This window comes from Kitasatospora sp. NPDC057940 (assembly GCF_042887425.1).
In the GTDB taxonomy this organism is placed as follows: domain Bacteria; phylum Actinomycetota; class Actinomycetes; order Streptomycetales; family Streptomycetaceae; genus Kitasatospora.
Window position 1 is genome coordinate 1 of record NZ_JBHVPH010000015.1, and the last position, 18,655, is coordinate 18,655.

The window sequence follows — 18,655 nt, forward strand, 5'->3', positions numbered from 1 at the left end:
ACGGCCGCATCGTCGACGAACTCCACCACCCCACCGCCGACACCGTCCTGGACCGCATGCGCCGCTTCGACGCCAAGGGCCGCACCAGCTAGAGCGCCCCGCTGGCCCCGGCGACCCCGACCTTCGAGAACCCCCAGGACTGACACCCCCTCATGTACCGCACCGCTTTGCGCAACGTGCTGGCCCACAAGGGCCGACTCCTCATGACGATGCTCGCCGTGCTGCTCGGCACCGCCTTCGTCTCCGGCGCGCTCGTCTTCACCGACACCCTCGGCAACGCGCTCAGGACCCAGAGCTCCAAGAGCTACACCGACATCGCCGTCACGGTCAGCGACCGCGACGCCGTCGGCCGGGGCTACGACCACACCGGCCGGACCTCCTCCGGCGCGGCCCTCACCGAGGACACCCGCAAGGCCGTCGCGGCGCTGCCCGGCGCCGCCGAGGCGCGCGGCGTGGTCAGCGGCTTCGCCGGCATCGCCGACAAGAAGGGCGCGCTGATCGGCGACGGCTTCTCCACCACCGGCACCAACTACGTGCCGGGCGCCGACGGCACCGACCCGCGCTACCCGCTGGTCGACGGGCGCGGCCCGCGCACCTCGGGTGAGATCGCGCTGGACGCCAAGACCGCCGAGAAGGGCGGCTACAAGGTCGGCGACACCGTCCGGGTGGCCGTCAACGGCCCGGTGATGGAGCTCAAGCTCACCGGCACCCTGCACACCAACGACCCGCGCGTGCTGGCCGGCGGCTCGCTCGCCGCCTTCGACACCGCCACCGCCCAGCAGCTCTACCTCAACCCGGGCCGCTACGCCGAGCTCGACGTCAAGGGCAAGCCGGGCGCGGACGACACCGCACTCCTCGCCGCCGTCAAGCAGGCCGTCCCGCAGGACGACTCGATCGTGGCCAAGACCGGACGCTCGCTCGCCGAGGAGCAGGACCGGATGATCGCCCAGGGCACCAAGGTCCTGAGCACCTTCCTGATGGGCTTCGCGGCCATCGCGCTGTTCGTCGGGATCTTCATCATCGCCAACACCTTCACCATGCTGGTCGCCCAGCGCACCAAGGAGCTCGCCCTGCTGCGCGCCGTCGGTGCCAGCCGCAAGCAGATCACCCGCTCGGTGCTGGTCGAGGCGCTGCTCGTCGGCCTGACCGCCTCGGTGGCCGGTCTGCTCGCCGGCGTCGGCATCGCCGCCGGACTGCAGGCGCTGCTGAACGGCCCGGTGGACGCCAACCTCCCGGACGGCCCGCTGGTGGTCAGCCCCTCCACGGTGATCGCCTCGATCGGCGTCGGCGTCCTGGTGACCGTGCTGGCGGCCTGGCTGCCCGCCCGCCGGGCCTCCCGGATCGCGCCGGTGGCCGCGATGAGCTCGGTCGAGCAGCCCGCCACCCAGAAGAGCCTGCGGATCCGCAACACGATCGGCCTGCTGTTCACGCTGGCCGGCGCGGGCGCGCTGGCCGCCGGTGCGAGCGGCAAGGAGGTCAAGCTGGTCGGCCTCGGCGCGGGCGCCCTGCTGATCGGCGTGTTCGTGCTGACCCCGCTGCTGGCCCGGCCGCTGATCGCGCTGTTCGCCCCGCTGCTGCGCAAGGTCTACGGCACGCCGGGCAAGCTGGCCCAGGAGAACGCGATCCGCAACCCGCGCCGGACGGCGGCCACCGCCTCGGCGCTGACCATCGGCGTCACCCTGATCACCGCGCTGACCGTGGTCGGCGCCTCGGTGAACAAGGCCGTCGACGCGGCGACCGCGGACGACCTCAAGGCCGACTTCACGGTCGCCATGCAGAACGGCTCGATGCTCTCCCCCGACGTCGCCGGCCAGATCGCCAAGGCGCCCGGCGTCAGCGCGATGAGCGTGACGCGCAGCGTCCCGGTGGAGACCGGCCAGGACGATTCCGACCGCGAGTGGCTGACGGCCGTCGACGCCGCGACCATCGACCAGCTGGCCACCGTCAAGGTCAAGGACGGTTCGGCGGACGCCCTCAAGCAGGGCCGGCTGATGGTCAGCTCGGGCACCGCCGAGCGCAACCACTACAAGGTCGGCGACACCCTCGCGGTCACCTACCCGGACAAGACCAAGGGCTCGCTCACCATCGGCGCCGTGCTGGAGGCCAACACCGCGCTGGCCGGCATCGTCGCCCCGGACAACGTGGTGGGCCCGCACGCGCTGCCCGGCGCCGGCCCGGACAAGGTCCTGGTGAAGGGCGTCCACGGTGCGGACGAGAAGCTGAAGCAGGCGCTGCGCGACGCGACCGGCGGCAACCCGCTGATCGCGGTCAAGGGCGAGAAGGACATCAAGGCGGAGAGCCGCAAGCTGGTCACCGACATGCTGAACATGATGTACGGGCTGCTCGGGATGTCCGTGGTGATCGCGGTGCTCGGCGTGGTCAACACCATGGCGATGTCGGTGTTCGAGCGGCGCCGGGAGATCGGCATGCTGCGGGCGATCGGCCTGGACCGGATCGGCATCCGCCGGATGGTCCGGCTGGAGTCGCTGCTGATCGCGCTGTTCGGCGGCGCGGTCGGGATCGGGCTCGGGATCCTGGTGGCCTGGGCGGGCACCCGCACGATGGCGGACTCGTTCAAGAACATGACCACCGTGGTGCCGCCGCTGCAGATCGTCGGCTTCCTGGTCGCGGCCGCGGTGATCGGCCTGCTGGCCGCCCTCTGGCCGGCCCACCGGGCCGCCCGGATGGACATCCTGGGCGCGATCAAGAGCGAGTAGACGCCCCCCGCAAGCGCGCCGGAGCCCCGGAACGGTCCTCGACCGTCCGGGGCTCCGGCGTATCCCGGTCCCACCGGGGTACGGCTGTCGGTGGTGCGTGCAAGGATGCTCGCGCGCACAGGGGCGAGGCGAGGGGGGCCAAGGCATGGAGACCAGCCGGTTCACGGGCGAGGACCCGCACGGGCACCAGCACGCGGTGAAGGTCGTCTCAAGGCGGAACAACACCCGGCGCGTGGTCTGCGAGAGCTGCGGCTACCGCAGATCGGCGACGTTCGACGCGCAGGCGAAGGCCTCCGAGCACCTGTCGCAGACGCACGACGCCGGGTACGTCCGGCAGGAGTTCGCGCCGGGCCCGTGGATCGCCGCGGCCGTCGGGCTGGTCGCCTTCATCGTCTTCCTCTGCCTGTACGGGGGGTAGCGCCGCACACGACACCGCCCCGCCCGGCGGGTGCCGGACGGGGCGGGGCGGTTCGCCGGACGAAGGGGTCAGGCGGCCGGCTTGGCGGCGACGGGCTTCGCCTTGCCGCCGAACAGGCCGAAGAACACGGCGAGGGTCGGCACCAGGTAGAGCAGCCAGACCACGAGCTGCAGCACCGTCGGGTCCGGCTGGAAGTTGAACACGCCCTTGAGCAGGGTGCCGTACCAGCTGTCCTTGGGGATGGTGCTGCTGATGTCGAAGGCCACGCTGTGCAGGCCGGGCAGCCAGCCGGCCTCCTGGAGGTCGTGCACGCCGTAGGCGAGCACGCCGGCCGCGACGACCACCAGCATCGCGCCGGTCCAGGTGAAGAACTTGGCCAGGTTGATCTTCAGCGCGCCGCGGTAGAACAGCCAGCCGAGCACCACCGAGGTGAGCAGGCCGAGCGCGGCTCCGATCAGCGGGTTGTAGCCGTCGTTGGTGGCCTGCACCGCCGACCAGATGAACAGCGCGGTTTCCAGGCCCTCGCGGCCGACCGCCAGGAAGCAGGTGACGACCAGGGCCGTGGTGCCCATGGCGATGGCCGCGTCCAGCTTGCCGTGCAGTTCGGTCTTCAGGTGCCGGGCGGTGCGGCGCATCCAGAACACCATCCAGGTGACCAGCCCGACCGAGATGATCGACAGCGAGCCGCCCAGCGCCTCCTGGGCCTCGAAGGTGAGCTGCGACGAGCCGAACTGCAGCACGGCGCCGAAGGCCATGCTGAGCACCACGGCGGAGGCGACGCCGATCCACACCGGCGGCAGCTTGTCCCTGCGGCCGGTCTTGACCAGGTAGGCGATCAGGATGCAGACGACCAGGCTGGCTTCGAGGCCTTCGCGCAGGCCGATCAGGTAGTTGCCGAACACGGCACTCTCCTCGGGGGGTTGAACGGGTCGGGGGATCAGCCGAAGAGCGCTTGGCCCCACCACTCCCCGGGCTTGCGGACGCCCGCCGGGCAGGCGAAGTGGGCGGAACCGACGTGCTGGATGTACTCGTTGAGCTTGTCGCTCGCCGCGAGCCGCTGCTGGAGCGGCACGAAGGCCTTGCGGGTGTCGCGCTGGTAGGCGAGGAAGAACAGGCCGGCGTCCAGGCGGCCGAGGCCGTCGGTGCCGTCGGTGAAGGAGAAGCCGCGGCGCAGGATCATCAGGCCGTTGTTGGCGTCCGGGTGGGCCAGGGCGACGTGCGAGCCGGCGGGCATCGCCTTGAGGTCCGGCGCGTCGTGCTCCTTGGCCTTGCCGTAGGGGGCGCCCTCGCCCTTGGTGCGGCCGAAGGTGTCCTCCTGGTCCTTGAGCGAGGCGCGGTCCCAGGTCTCGATGTGCATCCGGATCCGGCGGGCGACCAGGTAGGAGCCGCCGGTCATCCACTCGGGGCCGTCGCCGGGGGCGGCCCAGACGTGCTCGGCCAGCCCGGCGCCGTCGGTGCCCGCGATGTTGTGGGTGCCGTCCTTGAAGCCGAGCAGGTTGCGCGGGGTCTGGGCGTCCGGGGTGGTGGAGGAGGTCTTGCCGAAGCCGAGCTGGGACCAGCGGATGTTGACGGTGCCCATGCCGATCCGGGCCAGGTTGCGGATCGCGTGCACGGCGACCTGGGGGTCGTCGGCGCAGGCCTGGACGCAGAGGTCGCCGCCGCTGCGCAGCGGGTCGAGCTTGTCGCCCTTGAAGTTCGGCAGGTCGATCAGGGCCTCGGGGCGCTTGGCGCCGAGGCCGAAGCGGTCGACGCCGTCCCGGTCGAACAGGGTGGGGCCGAAGCCGATGGTGAGGGTGAGCCGGGAGGCGGGCAGGCCGAGGGCCTCGCCGGTGTCGTCCGGCGGTGCCTCGGGCAGGCCGTCGGCGGCGCCGGTGCCGACCTCGCGGCCGCCGGTCATCGCGGCGGCCGCCTTGGTCCACTCCTTGAGCATCTTGACCAGCGACTCGCGGGTCGCCTTCTCGGAGACGTCGAAGGCGGCGAAGTGCAGGCGGTCCTGGACCGGGGTGGCGATGCCGGACTGGTTCTCGCCGTAGAAGGGCACCTCGGCGCCGGTCTGGGCGGCCGGGGCCGGGGCGGGGTCGTCCTGCCGGGTGGCGGCGGCGACCGAGCCGACGGCGGCGGCGCCGAGCGCGACGCCCGCGCCGGCCCAGCCGATCACGGCCCGTCGGCTGACGGCGCCCCCGGCACCACCGGCGGCAGCGGCCGGGGCGTTCGCGGTGCCCTCGGGGTTCTCGGGGTTCTCAGGGTTCTCGGTGCCCTTGGCGTTCTCGGCGTCCATCGGCGGGCGGATCCTTCTCTGTGCTGACTCGCCGATGCCGTGGCGGCCGCTTCGGGCCGCCACGGCGTCGGTGGGGTGGGGACGGTGCTCGGGTGGGCTGCGGTCGTTACTTGACGACCACGGCGGCGGCCAGCTTCGACAGCGGCTCGCCCAGCGAGTTGACCGCGTCGGAGAAGGTCTTGCGCTCGGCCTCGGTGACCTTGTCGTAGGAGGTGAAGGTGCCGTCGGCCTGCTTGTACTTGGCGAGCAGGGCCTGGATCGCGGTGAACTCGGAGTCCAGGGTCTTGGACAGCTCCGGGTCCTTCTCGGCGGCGACCGGCTTCAGCAGCTCGTAGGCCTTCTGCGCGCCCTCGACGTTGGCCTGGAAGTCGGCCAGGTCGGTGTGGCTGTAGCGGTCCTCCTCGCCGGTGATCTTGTTGGTGGCGACCTCGTCCAGCAGTTCCTTGGCACCGTTGGCCATGCTGGTCGCGGTGATCTCGGCCTCGGGGATCTTCTTCTGCCAGTCCTTGAGGTCGTTGACCAGCTGGTCGGCGAGCTTCTTCTCGTCGTCGCCGATCCTGGCGTCGGCCCAGAGCGACTTCTCCAGCTTGTGCCAGCCGGTCCACTCCTGGCCGGCCTCCAGCTTGTCCTCGCGGGTGTCGGTCTTGGGGTCGACGTCGCCGAAGCTCTCGGCGACCGGCTCGGTGCGCTCCCAGCCGGTGCGCGACGGCGCGTACAGCGACTTGGCCTTCTCCACGTCGCCGGCCTTGATCGCGGCGGCGAAGGCCTCGACGGCCGGGATGGTGGCGTCGGCCTGCTGCTGGGCGTACGTGCGGTACGCGTCGACGGCGGCGGTCAGGCGCGGGTCGGCGGCGGCCGCACCGGCGCCCTCGCCGGTCACGGTGATCTTCTGGCGGATGCCGTCGCCGACCATGCCGGGCTTGCAGGCGATCTCGTAGGAGCCGGCCTTGATCTCGGCGTTGATGGTGGCCTTGGTGCCGGGGCCGATGTTCTCGCGCTCGGTGATGATCTTGTCGCCGGCGCCGTAGACGTAGACCTCGGTGGTCTTGCCGCCCTTGTTGCTGATGTCCAGGACGACGTGGCCGGCCGGGAAGCTGGTCTTGGAGACCTCGCAGGCGGTGTCGGTCGCGTTGATCTTGATCGCGTCCGCGCCGCCCGCCTTGTCGTCCTTCTTCGTCGCACAGCCCGCCAGGGTGGCGGTCGCCACGGCGAGGGTGAGCAGCGCGGCTGCGGTGGAACGGCGACGGGCGGACATGCGGGCTCCAACGGAAAAGGGCATGGGTGTGCCAGGGCGGGGCAGGGCTGAGCGCCGGTGGGGGCGCCGAACCAGCGACAACCCCGCCTTAGCTAAGGCATACCTTACGTAAAAACTTTTTTACGTCCATACCCGCCCCCCGCCGGAAGCGGACCGACCGCCCGGCCCGCCCCCCCTGCCCGCCCCGGCCATACCCCGACCGGGACCAGTCAGCGCCCCGGCGTACGGCGCGCGGCCGCCCGGGCCGTCCACCGGCCCTCGTGCCGGCTGATCCGGATCGGGTGGCCGAAGGTCACACTGATCAGCTCGGTGGTCATCACCTCGTCCACCGGCCCGGCCGCCACGCACTCCCCGTCCCGCAGCAGCAGGGCGTGGGTGGTGCTCTCCGGCAGCTCCTCCAGGTGGTGGGTGACCAGCACGCTGGCCAGTTCCGGGTGCTGGTGGCGCAGCAGGTCCAGGCTGTCCAGCAGCAGCTCGCGGGCGGTCAGGTCCAGCCCGGTGGCGGGCTCGTCGAGCAGCAGCAGGCGGGGGCTCGGCATCAGCGCGCGGGCGATCAGGGCCCGGCCGCGCTCGCCCTGGGACAGGGTGGTCCACGCCGACTCGGCGATCGCGCCCATGCCGAGCGTCTCGATCAGCTGCTCGGCCCGCTCCAGCACCTCGGGGCCGGGCTTGCGGTGCAACTCCGGCTCGATGGTGTTGGTGTGCCCGGTGAGCACCACCTCGCGCACGCTCAGCGGCGAGCGCAGCGGGTGCCGGGGGTTGACGTGCCCGAGGTGGGCGCGCAGCTCGCGGATGTCCACCCGGCCGAGCCGGCGGCCGAGCACGTCCACCTCGCCCCGGGTGGGGTGGGAGACCGCGCCGAGCAGGGCGAGCAGGGTCGACTTCCCGGCGCCGTTGGGGCCGAGCAGCGCCCAGTGCTCGCCCGGCTCGATGGCGAGGGTGATCCCGCGCAGCAGGTGGCGGCCGTCGCGTACGACGTCCACGTCCTGGGTGCGCAGCAGCGGGCCGTCGAAGGACGGGACGGACGAGCTCATGGGGGCGGACCTCCGAGGTGCGGCGCCGGACAGGGCGCGGGCGAGGCGCCGTACCGGACGGGCCGGCGCCGACCGTCTGCGTGCAGAGTACAACCGTCGCCGCGCGCGGGTCCGGGCCGTCCGAGGAGTGGACGCTCCAGAACCCTGTCGCCCGAAGGGAGTTGGGAGGATGATCTGGGCATTCGGAGCGAACGAGGGGAGCACCGATGCCGACCGACGGGGAAGCGGCCGAGGGCCGGACGGCTGACACGCTGCACGGGCTGGTCGAACTGCGGGCCCGGCGGGCACCGCAGGCGGTGGCCGTCCGCTGCGGGGACGCCGAGCTGACGTACGGGGAACTGGACGCGCGGGCCGACGAGCTGGCCCGCCACCTGGCGGCGCGCGGCCTGGCCCCGGGCGGCCGGGCGGCGGTGGCCCTGGGCCGCGGCACGCAGGTGTACGTCGCACTGCTCGCGGTGCTGAAGGCGGGCGCCGCGTACGTGCCGCTGGAGCCGAGCGCGCCGGACGCGCTGCTGCGGCACGTCCTGGCCGACGCCGCCCCGGACCTGGTGGTGACCGAGGAGAACCACCGGGTGCGGCTCACCGACGCGGGCCCGGCGAAGATCGTCTGCCTGGACACGGCCGACCTCACCGAAGCACCGTCCGACCCGCCGGGGGCGCCCACCGGCCCGGCGGACCTCGCCTGCGTCCTCTACACCTCGGGCTCCACCGGCCTGCCCACCGGCGCCCTGGTCGAGCACCGCAACCTGCTGTCCGCGTACCGGGGTTGGCGCGAGGTGTACGGGCTGTCCCCGGCGGACCGGATCCTGCAGACGTCGAGCCTGGAGTTCGACGTCTTCACCGCCGACTGGGTCCGGGCGCTGGGCTCCGGTGCCACCCTGGTGGTCGCCCCGCGCAACCTCACCCTGGACCGCACCGCCGACCTCGCCGGCCTGCCCGCCCTGGTGGCCGCCGAGGGGATCACCGTCCTGGAGCTGAACGCCCGCCTCGCGCGCCGGCTGGCCGCCCACCTCGCCCGGAGCGGCGCGCCACGGGCAGGCCAACCCCTGGCCGGTACGCCGCTGCCCGGCGTGCGGCTGCTCACCGTCGGCGCCGAGAAGTGGTACCTGGACGAGCAGTTGGGCCTCCAACGGCTGCTCGGCGACGGGACCAGGGTGCTCAACGTGTACGGCCTCGCCGAGGCCGGCGTGGACAGCACCTACTTCGACGCGCGGGGCACGGCGGCCACCGAGGACGGCGAGCGGGTCTCCCTGATCGGCCGGCCGTTCCCCGGCACCCGGGTGTACGTGGTCGGCCTGAACGGCACCCCGGTGCCGCCGGGGCAGGCCGGCGAGATCGCGGTCGCGGGCGGCGGCCTCGGCCGGGGCTACCTCAACCAGGCCGACGACACCCGCCACCGGTTCGTCCGGGCGGACTTCGACCCGGACGGCCGGGTGCTGCTGACCGGGGACATCGGCCGGCTCCGGGACGACGGCGTCCTGGAGTTCCTCGGCCGGGCCGCGCACGTGGTCGGGCCGGTCCCCTTCGCCCGCAAGGCCGCGGTGGTCTCCCGGGTCGTGGCGGCGGCCCGGGCCGAGGGCCGGCTGCGCGCCCACCCGGCGGTCCGGGAGGCGGTCGTGGTGGAGCTGGAGCTGCGGCCGGGTCGGCGCAGCCTGGTCGGGTACGCGGTGACCGCGCCGGACGCGGACGGGGCGGACGGCTGGTCGCTCTCCCAGTACCTGGCGGCCGAACTGCCCGTCGGCGGCGCGCCCGAGGCCGTCGTCCCGGTGCCGGAGCTGCCGCGCACCCGGGCCGGCAAGCTGGACCGCGCCGCGCTGCCGCTGCCGGCCCCGCCGAAGCACACCGCCGCCGGATCGGCGAAGGCGGGGTCGCGCGCGGGGAAGGGCGGCGGCGGCAAGGCCGGGGGCGGGCGCGGCGGCACGTCGGACGTGCCGGGCTGTCTGGTGTTCGGCTGCGCGGTGTTCTTCTCGCTCATGGCCTGGGTCAGCACCGACCTCTTCTTCCCCGGCGCGACGCAGCTCGGGGCGGTGCCCGACGCGTACCACTTCTGGTTCGAGCTGCTCTACCTGTGCGAGAACCTCGCCTTCGGCGCCGGGGTGGCCTTCCTCTTCTTCGGCTTCCCGGCGGTGCTGCGGCAGGGGCGGTCGTACCGGCTCTCCCTGCTCACCTACCTCTCGGTGGTGTGGCTGCTGGCCTCCTGGTGGCCGCAGGACAACCTGTACCGGCTCACCGACGCGACCGACTGGCCGCGCGAGACGGCGATGGTGTTCACCTTCAACGTGCCGCTGATGGTGGCCGCGCTGGTGGTGCTGGTCTTCCTGATCCGGCGGCCGACCGCCCGGCGGTGACGCCTGCTCGGCGGCAGCGGTCGGGGTGGGGGCCGGTCAGCGCAGCGCCTCGAACATCCCGGCCAGCCCGTGGTGCGCGGCCGTGAGCAGCGCCTGCGCGGCGTCCAGCGCCTCGGTGCTCGGCCCGGCGAGGGCGAGGCCGACGGCGGGCTCCGGGTCGTGGCCCGCCGTCGGGATCAACGGCAGGAGGGTGACGTCGAGCCGGGCGCAGCGCGGCCGCAGCCGGTCGAGGTGGTCGTGCAGCGCGCCCGGGGCGAGCCGGGCGCCGAGCGGCATCGCGTCCAGGGTGCGGACGAGGTGGCCCGGGCCCCGCACCTGGTCGAGGCGGGCCCGCAGCATGAAGGCCACGGCCGGGCCGGTGAGCCGCAGGTTGATCTCGGTGGGGGCGAGCCGGCGCTGCCGGTCGGTGACGAAGTCCACGTCGTACCAGCCTCGGTAGCCCTCCGCGGCCAGCCGCTCCCCCACCGCGAGGGCGAACCGGCGGGCCGTCCCGGCGGCGCCCCGGGGCACCGCGTCGGGGCCGACGGTGACGCCCTGGTAGCGGGTGCCGGCGACGTGCATGTCGCCGGCGCCCACCGGGTGGACGGCTCCGTCCGGGCCGACCAGCGCGTCGTAGGTGAGGTCGCGAAGCCGGGCGGCCGGGCCCGGGTCGACGTGCTCCTCCAGCAGCAGGCCGCCCTGGGCGGGCAGGAGTTCGGAGCGGACCAGGCGCCGCAGCAGGGCCCGGCCGCCGCCGGCGGCGAACAGGTCGGCCGGCTCCACCACGACGGTGCCGTAGCCGCCGACGCCGTGCGGGCTCTTCAGCACGGTGGTCAGCCCCCGGGCGGCGCGGGCGGTCAGCCGACGGGCCGCCCGGCCCCGGCCGGCCGGGCGTTCCTGCCGGGGGACGACGACGCCCGGGTGGTCGGGGGCGAGTTCGGCGAACAGGTCGTGGGCCGCCGCCTTGGACTCGTAGCGGTGCACCGCGGCCAGTTCGGGGCCCTCGCCCTGGGCGGCGGTGCGGCCCCAGGCGACCACCGGCCGGCCGAGAGCGGCGATCCGCGCGGCCAGGGCCGGCCGTTCGGCGAGCGCCCGGGCGACCGTCCGCTCGGGCGCGACGCCGCCGTGCACCTCCACCGGGCCCCACTCCAGCTCCCGGGCCAGCCAGTCGGTCCACTCCGGGCCGAGCTCGGCGGGCAGCACCAGCAGCGCGGGTTCGGGGCTGTAGCAGGTGGCCAGGCAGGCGTAGTGGTGGGCCTGCCGCAGCCGTCGGGCTCGCTGGGGGGCGTCCATGCCCGGGGCGAAGAACTGCTCGTTGAAGTCCGCGACGTTGCCCACGTGGACCGCCGCCCGACCGCCGGTCCAGGCCCCCACCCATCCGTCCATGGGGGCGAGCCTAGGGCCTCGTCGGGTCGTGCGTCATGCGTCGGAACGCGATCGGCCATATGCGGCACGGGTGTTGATTTCTGCTCACTTTTGATTTGAACAGGACACAACTTGGCAAAGATATGACCATTCCTCTAGCTCTATCTGACTGATCGCCGTCAATGTCGGTCGCAGCTCTTTTCCCTGCAGCTACCCCGACTGGAGTCAGAGTGAGCCCCACCTCCTCCTCCCGCCGCCCCCTCGCGGCCGGAGCCATCGCGGTCGTCGCCGCCCTCGTCGCCGTCGCCGTCCCCACCGGCACGGCCTCCGCCGCCACCGGCACGAGGGAGGCCGCGATATCCCAGGCCCGCGCCAACGTCACCCACAACGCGGGGGTGTTCGGCTTCGGCGCCGGCCAGGACCTCGTGGTCAAGGACGTCGTCCTCGACGCCGACGGCACCCAGCACGTCCGCTTCGACCGCACCTACCAGGGCCTGCCGGTGGTCGGCGGTGACCTGGTCGTCCACCAGGACGCCCGCGGCCGGCTCAAGGACTCCTCCCGCGCGGCCGCCCACGACGCCGCCGTCGGGTCCACCGTCCCGAAGGTGCCCGCGCAGGCCGGCGCCGCCGGCGCGCTCGCGGCCGCGCCCGGCGTCCAGGACGCCACCAGCACGCCCGAACTGGTCGTCTGGGCCGCCGACGGCACGCCCCGGCTCGCCTGGCGCACCACCGTCGAGGGCACCGGCGAGCACGGCCAGCCGGCCGGCAAGGTGGTCGTCACCGACGCCACCACCGGCGAGCAGATCGAGACCTACGACGCCGAGCACCAGGCCTCCGGCACCGGCCACTCCGAGTACACCGGCGACATCACGATCGACACCACCGCCCAGAGCGGCGGCGGCTACACCCTCAAGGACTCGGTCCGCGGCCACGTCACCAAGGACGCCAACAACGTCGCGGCGAGCGCGCTCAAGGCCGGTTCCGGCACCGCGTTCACCAGCGCCACCAACGTCTGGGGCGACGGGAAGAAGTTCTCCACCGACCGCTCCACCGCCGCCGTCGACGCCCACGCCAACACCGCCTGGACGTACGACTACTACAAGAACACCTTCGGCCGGAACGGCATCAAGAACGACGGCAAGGGCGCCACCGTCTTCGTCCACGTCGGCACCAACTGGGACAACGCCCAGTGGTCCGACAGCTGCTTCTGCATGATGACCGGCGACGGCGACGGCAGCACCGACCCCGAGCAGGTCGACCTCGACACCATGGGCCACGAGATGACCCACGGCGTCACCAGCGCCACCGCCAACCTGCGCTACAGCGGCGAGTCCGGCGGCCTCAACGAATCCACCAGCGACATCTTCGGCACCATGGTGGAGTGGTACGCCAACAACAAGGTGGACACCCCCGACTACCTGTTCAGCGACCAGTCCACCCCGCCGTGGCTGCGCCGCTTCGACAAGCCCTCGCTCGACGGCCGGTCGGCGGACTGCTGGAGCAGCTCGGTCGGCAAGCTCGACGTGCACAACTCCTCGGGCGTCGGCAACCACTGGTTCTACCTGGCCAGTGAGGGCAGCGGCAGCAAGACCATCAACGGCTACACCTACAACAGCCCCACCTGCAACAACTCCACGGTGGCCGGCATCGGCAACCAGAAGGTCGCCAAGATCTGGTACCGCGCGCTGACCGTCTACATGACCTCCACCACCACCTACAAGGGCGCCCGCACCGCCTCCCTGAGCGCGGCCAAGGACCTGTACGGCCTCAACAGCACCGAGTACAAGGCCGTCGCGGCGGCCTGGAGCGGCGTCAACGTCAACTGACGCGCGCGGTCCGGCGCGGCGGCCCGGTTGACCCGGGCCGCCGCGCTCCCGCTCAGCCGGACGGGGCGGCTGCGGTGCCGGTCAACAGGGCCTCGCGGACGAGCTGGACGGGGTGCCAGGCGTGGCGCTCCGTCCCGTGGAGGATCTGCTGGCGACAGGACGCACCGGTGGCGACGATCACGGTGTCCGCCGGTTCGGCGTCGACGGCGGGGAAGAGCCGGTCGTTCCCCACGGTCATGGACACCTCGTAGTGCTCGCTCTCGAAGCCGAAGGAGCCCGCCATCCCGCAGCAGCCGGCGTCCAGTTCGACCACCTCGACGCCGGGGATGCGGTTGAGCAGGGCCACGGTGGCGGCCGTACCGACCTCGGCCTTCTGGTGGCAGTGGCCGTGGTAGAGCAGTCGGCGACCGGCCGGCCAGGCCTCGGGGCTCAGGCGCAGGCGTCCGGCGTCGATCGCCTCGGTGAGCAGTTCCTCCACCTGCCGGACCCGGCCCGCGAGGTCCCTGACCACCGGGTCGTCCGGGTGCAGGGCCAGGTGTTCGTCCCGCAGGGTCATCAGGCAGGACGGCTCGCAGCCGGTGACCGGTGAGTCCGGGGCGGCCGTCGCGGCGATGGCCCGGGCGAAGTCGGCCGACTGCCGCTTGGCGTCGTCCAGCAGCCCCTTGGACAGGCTCGCGCGACCGCAGCAGCCCTGCGCCGCCAACCGGACCCGCCAGCCGGCCAGTTCCAGCAGTTCGACGGCGGCGCGGCCGATGGCCGGCTCGGTGTAGGTGGTGAAGGAGTCGGCCAGGAAGGTCACCTCGCCGAGGGGGGCCGACGGGGCCGCGCCCTCGTGCTGCCGGAACCACCGCAGCAGGTTGTTCCGCGCGAAGGCCGGCAGCGGCCTGGCACCGGTGATGCCCAGCCTCCGTTCCAGCAGTCGGCGGACGAGGCGGCTGCGCCCCGGGAGGTTGGAGAGCGGCGCGGTGGCCGAGCCGAGCCGGTTGAGCAGACGGATCGCGCCGAACACCCGGGACCTGAGCGGCACCCCGTGCAGGTCGTGGTGGTGGGAGAGGGTCTCGGCCTTGAGCGTGGCCATGTCGACGCCGAGCGGGCACTCGCTCTTGCACGCCTTGCACATCAGGCAGAGGTCGAGGATCCCGTGCAGGCGCTCGTCCCCCAGCGCCTGCCGGGGGTCCGGCTCGGAGAGCGCCTTCACCAGGGCGTTGGCGCGGCCGCGGGTGGAGTGCTCCTCCTCCCGGGTGGCCATGTAGGAGGGGCACATCGTGCCGGTGGCGCTCTTGCGGCACAGCCCGATGTTCATGCACCGGTCGGCCGCCCCCCGCATGCCGCCGAGCACCTCGAAGGAGAGCCGGGTGCGCAGTTCGGGCGCGGGCGGCAGGGCCGGGTCCCGCAGGTGGTCCGTCATGGCGGGGGCGTCGACGATCTTGCCGGGATTGAGGAGGTTCCGGGGGTCGAAGAGCCGCTTCGTCCCGCGCATCGCCTCGTAGAGGTCCCGCCCGAAGAGCAGCGGGTTGAACTCGCTGCGGGCCAGGCCGTCGCCGTGCTCGCTGGAGTTGACGCCGCCGTACTCGGTGACCAGGTCCCGGATCTCCTCCGCGACCGCCCGCATGGTCGTCACCTGGGCGGGATCGGTCAGGTCCACGAAGGGGCGGATGTGCAGGCAGCCGACCGAGCAGTGCCCGTAGAAGCCGGCCGCCAGGCCGTGCCGGTCCAGCACCTCCTGGAAGCGGCGGGTGTAGTCGGCGAGGTGGACCGGGTCGACGGCGGTGTCCTCGACGAAGGCGAGCGGGCGGCGGGTGCCCTCGCCGGCGGCCATCAGCAGGCCGAGGCCGGCCGAGCGGACCTTGAGCAGGGCCTCCTGCTGCTTCGCGGTCACCGCGTGCAGGGTGTGGTAGCCGTGGCCGTGCCGGGCCCACCGGGCGGTCAGCCGCTGGAGCCGGCCGCGCAGTTCGCCCTCGTCGTCCCCGCTGAAGCTGACGAACAGCAGCGCCCCGGGATCGCCCTCCAGGATGCCGCCGAGCGGGGCGTACTCGATCTTCCGCCGGGAGAGTTCGAGGATCGTCCGGTCCAGGAGCTCCACCGCGGCGGGTTCGCAGGCGAGGGCGTCCTCGGTCGCGTCGACGGCCCCGGCGACGGAGGTGAAGTGGCCGACGGCGATGACCGTGTGCGCGGGCCTGGGCACCAGGTCGACCAGCGCCCTGGTGGCGATGACCAGGGTGCCCTCCGAGCCGACGACGAACTTGGCGAGGTCGAAGGGGGCCTCCTCGACGCCCTCGACGCCCTCGGCGTCCACGGCGTCCACGGCGCCCATGGCGCCCATGGCGCCCACCGCGGCCTCGCGGAGGAGCCGTTCCAGGCGGTACCCGCCGGAGCGGCGCCAGAACTCCGGCGTGCCCTCGGCGATGGCCCGGGCGTTGGCCCGGACGATCCGCGGGAGTTCACGGTAGACGGCGCCTTCGAGGGTCGGCAGGGCGGCCCGGCGGCGGTGCTCCGCCGCGTCGACCGGGGCGAGGTGGGCCCGGCTGGCGTCGGAGAGCACGACGTCGAGCTCCCGGACGTGGTCGATGGTCATCCCGTGGCGCAGCGATCCGCTGCCGCCCGAGTTGTTGCCGATCATGCCGCCGATGGTGGCCCGGTTGGCGGTGGAGGTGTCGGGGCCGAACACCAGGCCCGACGGCGCTGCCGCGCGGTTCAGTTGGGCCTGGACGACACCGGGTTCCACCAGGGCGGTACGGGCCTCGGGGTCCAGTTCCACGATGCGGTTCAGATGGCGGGACAGGTCCAGGACGAGCCCGGGCCCCACGGTCTGCCCCGCGAGGCTGGTGCCCGCGCCGCGCGGCACCAGCGGTACGCCGTGTTCGGCCGCCGCGGCGACCGCGGCCTGGACGTCGTCGGCGTGCCGGGGCAGGACCACGCCGACCGGGGTGATCGCGTACATGCTCGCGTCCCGGGAGTACAGGTGCCGGGTGTAGTCGTCGAAGCGGACCTCGCCGTCGAGGTCGCGGCGGAGCCGGTGCTCCAGTGCGCGGGTGTCGCCGTCGTGGCTGCCGTTCTCGGGTCGGCCGGCGCGCTCGGGGCCGCGGCCGGCCGTCGAGGCGTCGGAACTGCTCGCTGTCATGTCCGGTTGGCTCCTCTGTCCGCAGGTGCCGAGTGTCTGGGGGTACCGAGTGTCTGGGAGTGCCGAGTGCCTGGGGGGGTGCCGAGTGCCTGGGGGTGCCGAGGCGTTCACGGCCGGCGGAGCACGTCGAGCGCCGCGCCGAGGCCGGCCGGGTCGATCGGCACCCCGGCGAGCTCCAGGCCCAGCTGCACCCCGGCGAGGGTGCCGATGAGGGTCAGGTCGTTGAGGTGGCCGAGGTGGCCGATCCGGAAGACCCGGCCGGCGAGCCTGCCCAGACCGGCGCCGAGCGACATGTCGAAGCGCTCCAGGGCGAGTTCGCGGAACCGGTCCGCGTCGTGGCCCTCGGGCAGCAGGACGGCGGTGAGCGAGCCGGAGTACTCGCGTTCGTCCGCGCACAGGACCTCCAGGCCCCAGCCGTGGACGGCGGCCCGGGTGGCGGCGGCGTGCCGGGCGTGCCGGGCGTGGACGTTGGCGTGCCCCTCGGCGTCGAGGATCCGCAGGGCCGCGTCCAGGCCGTAGAGCAGGTTGATGGCGGGGGTGTAGGGGAAGGAGCCGTTCCTGTTCGCCTCGATGACCGGCGCCCAGCTCCAGAACGACCTGGGCAGCCCGGCGGTGCGCGAGGCGACCAGCGCCTTGCGGCTGACCGCGTTGAACCCCAGCCCGGGCGGCAGCATCAGGCCCTTCTGCGAGCCGGACACCGTGACGTCCACGCCCCACTCGTCGTGGCGGTAGTCGAGGCAGCCGAGCGAGGACACCGCGTCGACCAGCAGCAGCGCCGGGTGGCCCGCCTCGTCCAGGGCCCGGCGCAGTTCCGCGATCCGGCTGGTCACTCCGGTGGAGGTCTCGTTGTGGACGACGCACACCGCCTTGATCGTCCGGTCGGTGTCCTCGGCGAGTCGCCGCGCGAGCACCTCGGGATCGGCGCCGTGGCGCCAGTCGCCGGGGACCAGGTCCACCCGCAGACCGAGGGCCTGGGCCATCTCCTGCCAGAGCGTGGCGAACTGCCCGGTCTCGAAGCAGAGCACCCGGTCGCCGGGGCTGAGGGTGTTGACCAGCGCGGCCTCCCAGGCGCCGGTCCCCGAGGCGGGGTAGATCACGACCGGGCCCGAGGTGCCGAACACCGGACCGATCGACTTGAGCAGACGGAGCGTCAGTGTCGCGAACTCGGGCCCCCGGTGGTCGGTCGTGGGAGCCGCCATCGCCTGCAGCACGGAGTCGGGGACGTTGGTGGGGCCCGGGATCTGGAGGAAGTGGCGGCCGGTACGGAAGGACATACGCGTCGAACCCCCTTAAGGGTTGTGCCGTGTGACGGCACGTCGTATCGTGAAGCGGCACAGTGGAGCGTAGACGCCACCTTCGAAGGGGGTCAAGGATGCAGAACGTGCTCAACGCACTGCGGGTACTGGAGGAGGTCGCCGCGCGCCAGCCGATCGGTGTCGCGGAGCTGGCGCGGGCCATGGACCTGCCGAAGAGCTCCGTGCAGCGGGCGCTGCTCACGCTGCACACGGCGGGGTGGCTGCGCCAGGCCGCCGGGGCACCCACCCGGTGGCTGGTCACCGCCAAGGCGCTCCAGGTCGGCCGGCAGGCCACCGGCGAACTGGGCCTGCGCGACGCCGCCGTGCCGGTGATGGAGGAACTGCGCCGGCAGACCGGCGAAACGGTGCACCTGGCCGTGCCCGAGGGCGGCCGGGTGATCCTGGTGGAGCGGTTGGAGACCAGCCAGCCGGTGCGGATCGTCCTTCCGCTCGGGCAGGACCTGCCCGCCCACGCCTCCGCGAACGGCAAGGCGGTGCTCGCCGCGAGCCCCGCCGAGGCGCTGGAGAGCTACCTCGCCGAGGGGCTGGCCCGGTACACCGACACGACGATCGTCGAACCGCGGCGGCTGCTGGACGAGTTGGCGGAGGTCCGGCGCCGGGGCTACGCGACCAACAGCGGCGAGTGGCGCTCCGACGTCTCGGCGGTCGCCTCGGCGGTCATCGGGGGCCTCGGGCTGCCGGTCGCGAGCATCAGCGTCAACGTCCCCGCCAGCCGGGCCACCGACGCGTCGCGGACGGAGCACGGAGCCCTGGTCAGCGCGGCGGCGAAGCGGCTCGGCGTCGTGCTCGGAGCGCGCGGATGACGGCGAACTCAGCTTGCCCGAAGCCTCTCTGACGGTGCGTCAGGGCCTGTGCTCCCGATCCGGAGCCCGCGCCCCGACCCCTTGACGGCGGTATCGGCGCATCCCATGCTTGGCGCCTGATGGAACTCGGGTTCCATGATGCGAAAACGAGCGTGCGCCGATCGTCCGCACCCGGATGGATCGAGCGTTCTCGCC

At 73.2% G+C, this 18,655-nt stretch carries 12 protein-coding genes and 1 pseudogene; 6 read left to right on the forward strand and 7 right to left on the reverse strand.

Annotated features, from left to right (window positions below):
• The 3 genes and pseudogenes from ACFVTF_RS22220 to ACFVTF_RS22230 all read left to right on the forward strand — a co-directional run.
• Positions 1-92, forward strand: a pseudogene (locus ACFVTF_RS22220) (ABC transporter ATP-binding protein); the annotation flags it as partial.
• A 60-nt stretch (positions 93-152) separates the two neighbouring features.
• Positions 153-2,717, forward strand: a complete 2,565-nt coding sequence (locus ACFVTF_RS22225) for an ABC transporter permease (RefSeq protein ID WP_387815815.1) — start codon at positions 153-155, stop codon at positions 2,715-2,717.
• Positions 2,718-2,862: 145 nt separating this feature from the next.
• The gene (locus ACFVTF_RS22230) at positions 2,863-3,135 is read left to right on the forward strand and encodes a hypothetical protein (protein WP_387815817.1); all 273 of its coding nucleotides are present in this window, start codon (positions 2,863-2,865) and stop codon (positions 3,133-3,135) included.
• A 68-nt stretch (positions 3,136-3,203) separates the two neighbouring features.
• Here the strand turns inward: ACFVTF_RS22230 and efeU are convergent, their stop codons facing one another.
• The 4 genes from efeU to ACFVTF_RS22250 all read right to left on the reverse strand — a co-directional run bounded on the left by efeU (position 3,204) and on the right by ACFVTF_RS22250 (position 7,702).
• Positions 3,204-4,037, reverse strand: coding sequence for an iron uptake transporter permease EfeU (gene efeU / locus ACFVTF_RS22235; protein ID WP_363589520.1), 834 nt, complete (start codon positions 4,035-4,037; stop codon positions 3,204-3,206).
• Between the two features lie 35 nt (positions 4,038-4,072).
• Positions 4,073-5,413 carry an iron uptake transporter deferrochelatase/peroxidase subunit gene (efeB, locus tag ACFVTF_RS22240; RefSeq protein ID WP_387815820.1) on the reverse strand — a complete coding sequence of 447 codons (1,341 nt, stop codon included), beginning with the start codon at positions 5,411-5,413 and terminating at the stop codon, positions 4,073-4,075.
• A 106-nt stretch (positions 5,414-5,519) separates the two neighbouring features.
• Positions 5,520-6,668, reverse strand: coding sequence for an iron uptake system protein EfeO (efeO, locus tag ACFVTF_RS22245; protein ID WP_387815822.1), 1,149 nt, complete (start codon positions 6,666-6,668; stop codon positions 5,520-5,522).
• A gap of 209 nt (positions 6,669-6,877) precedes the next feature.
• Entirely contained in the window at positions 6,878-7,702 is an 825-nt protein-coding gene (locus ACFVTF_RS22250; protein WP_363589514.1) for an ATP-binding cassette domain-containing protein, read from the reverse strand.
• A 206-nt stretch (positions 7,703-7,908) separates the two neighbouring features.
• On the opposite strand from ACFVTF_RS22250, the gene ACFVTF_RS22255 reads away from it, so the two are divergent.
• A complete protein-coding gene (locus ACFVTF_RS22255) occupies positions 7,909-10,050 on the forward strand; it encodes an amino acid adenylation domain-containing protein (protein ID WP_387815824.1) in 2,142 nt (713 codons plus the stop codon).
• A 36-nt stretch (positions 10,051-10,086) separates the two neighbouring features.
• Here ACFVTF_RS22255 and ACFVTF_RS22260 read toward each other — a convergent pair whose 3' ends face one another.
• Positions 10,087-11,415 (reverse strand): hypothetical protein, encoded by a 1,329-nt coding sequence (locus ACFVTF_RS22260; protein WP_387815826.1) that lies wholly within the window; start codon positions 11,413-11,415, stop codon positions 10,087-10,089.
• A 209-nt stretch (positions 11,416-11,624) separates the two neighbouring features.
• On the opposite strand from ACFVTF_RS22260, the gene ACFVTF_RS22265 reads away from it, so the two are divergent.
• Positions 11,625-13,220, forward strand: coding sequence for a M4 family metallopeptidase (locus tag ACFVTF_RS22265; protein ID WP_387815828.1), 1,596 nt, complete (start codon positions 11,625-11,627; stop codon positions 13,218-13,220).
• A gap of 52 nt (positions 13,221-13,272) precedes the next feature.
• On the opposite strand, the gene ACFVTF_RS22270 is transcribed toward ACFVTF_RS22265, so the two are convergent.
• Together ACFVTF_RS22270 and ACFVTF_RS22275 are read right to left on the reverse strand one after the other, a co-directional pair.
• Positions 13,273-16,341 carry an FAD-binding and (Fe-S)-binding domain-containing protein gene (locus ACFVTF_RS22270; protein WP_387815830.1) on the reverse strand — a complete coding sequence of 1,023 codons (3,069 nt, stop codon included), beginning with the start codon at positions 16,339-16,341 and terminating at the stop codon, positions 13,273-13,275.
• A 107-nt stretch (positions 16,342-16,448) separates the two neighbouring features.
• Positions 16,449-17,615 carry a pyridoxal-phosphate-dependent aminotransferase family protein gene (locus ACFVTF_RS22275; RefSeq protein ID WP_387815832.1) on the reverse strand — a complete coding sequence of 389 codons (1,167 nt, stop codon included), beginning with the start codon at positions 17,613-17,615 and terminating at the stop codon, positions 16,449-16,451.
• 98 nt (positions 17,616-17,713) lie between these two features.
• Between ACFVTF_RS22275 and ACFVTF_RS22280 the strand changes: the two genes are divergently transcribed.
• The gene (locus ACFVTF_RS22280) at positions 17,714-18,460 is read left to right on the forward strand and encodes an IclR family transcriptional regulator (RefSeq protein ID WP_387815834.1); all 747 of its coding nucleotides are present in this window, start codon (positions 17,714-17,716) and stop codon (positions 18,458-18,460) included.
• Positions 18,461-18,655 lie beyond the last annotated feature (195 nt).

Bases quoted from the DNA above. Each gene is read 5' to 3' on its own strand.
- ACFVTF_RS22225 (WP_387815815.1), top strand. From the start codon at position 153: ATGTACCGCACCGCTTTGCGCAACGTGCTGGCCCACAAGGGCCGACTC.
- ACFVTF_RS22230 (WP_387815817.1), top strand. From the start codon at position 2,863: ATGGAGACCAGCCGGTTCACGGGCGAGGACCCGCACGGGCACCAGCAC.
- efeB (WP_387815820.1), bottom strand. From the start codon at position 5,413: ATGGACGCCGAGAACGCCAAGGGCACCGAGAACCCTGAGAACCCCGAG.
- efeO (WP_387815822.1), bottom strand. From the start codon at position 6,668: ATGTCCGCCCGTCGCCGTTCCACCGCAGCCGCGCTGCTCACCCTCGCC.
- ACFVTF_RS22250 (WP_363589514.1), bottom strand. From the start codon at position 7,702: ATGAGCTCGTCCGTCCCGTCCTTCGACGGCCCGCTGCTGCGCACCCAG.
- ACFVTF_RS22255 (WP_387815824.1), top strand. From the start codon at position 7,909: ATGCCGACCGACGGGGAAGCGGCCGAGGGCCGGACGGCTGACACGCTG.
- ACFVTF_RS22260 (WP_387815826.1), bottom strand. From the start codon at position 11,415: ATGGACGGATGGGTGGGGGCCTGGACCGGCGGTCGGGCGGCGGTCCAC.
- ACFVTF_RS22270 (WP_387815830.1), bottom strand. From the start codon at position 16,341: ATGACAGCGAGCAGTTCCGACGCCTCGACGGCCGGCCGCGGCCCCGAG.
- ACFVTF_RS22275 (WP_387815832.1), bottom strand. From the start codon at position 17,615: ATGTCCTTCCGTACCGGCCGCCACTTCCTCCAGATCCCGGGCCCCACC.
- ACFVTF_RS22280 (WP_387815834.1), top strand. From the start codon at position 17,714: ATGCAGAACGTGCTCAACGCACTGCGGGTACTGGAGGAGGTCGCCGCG.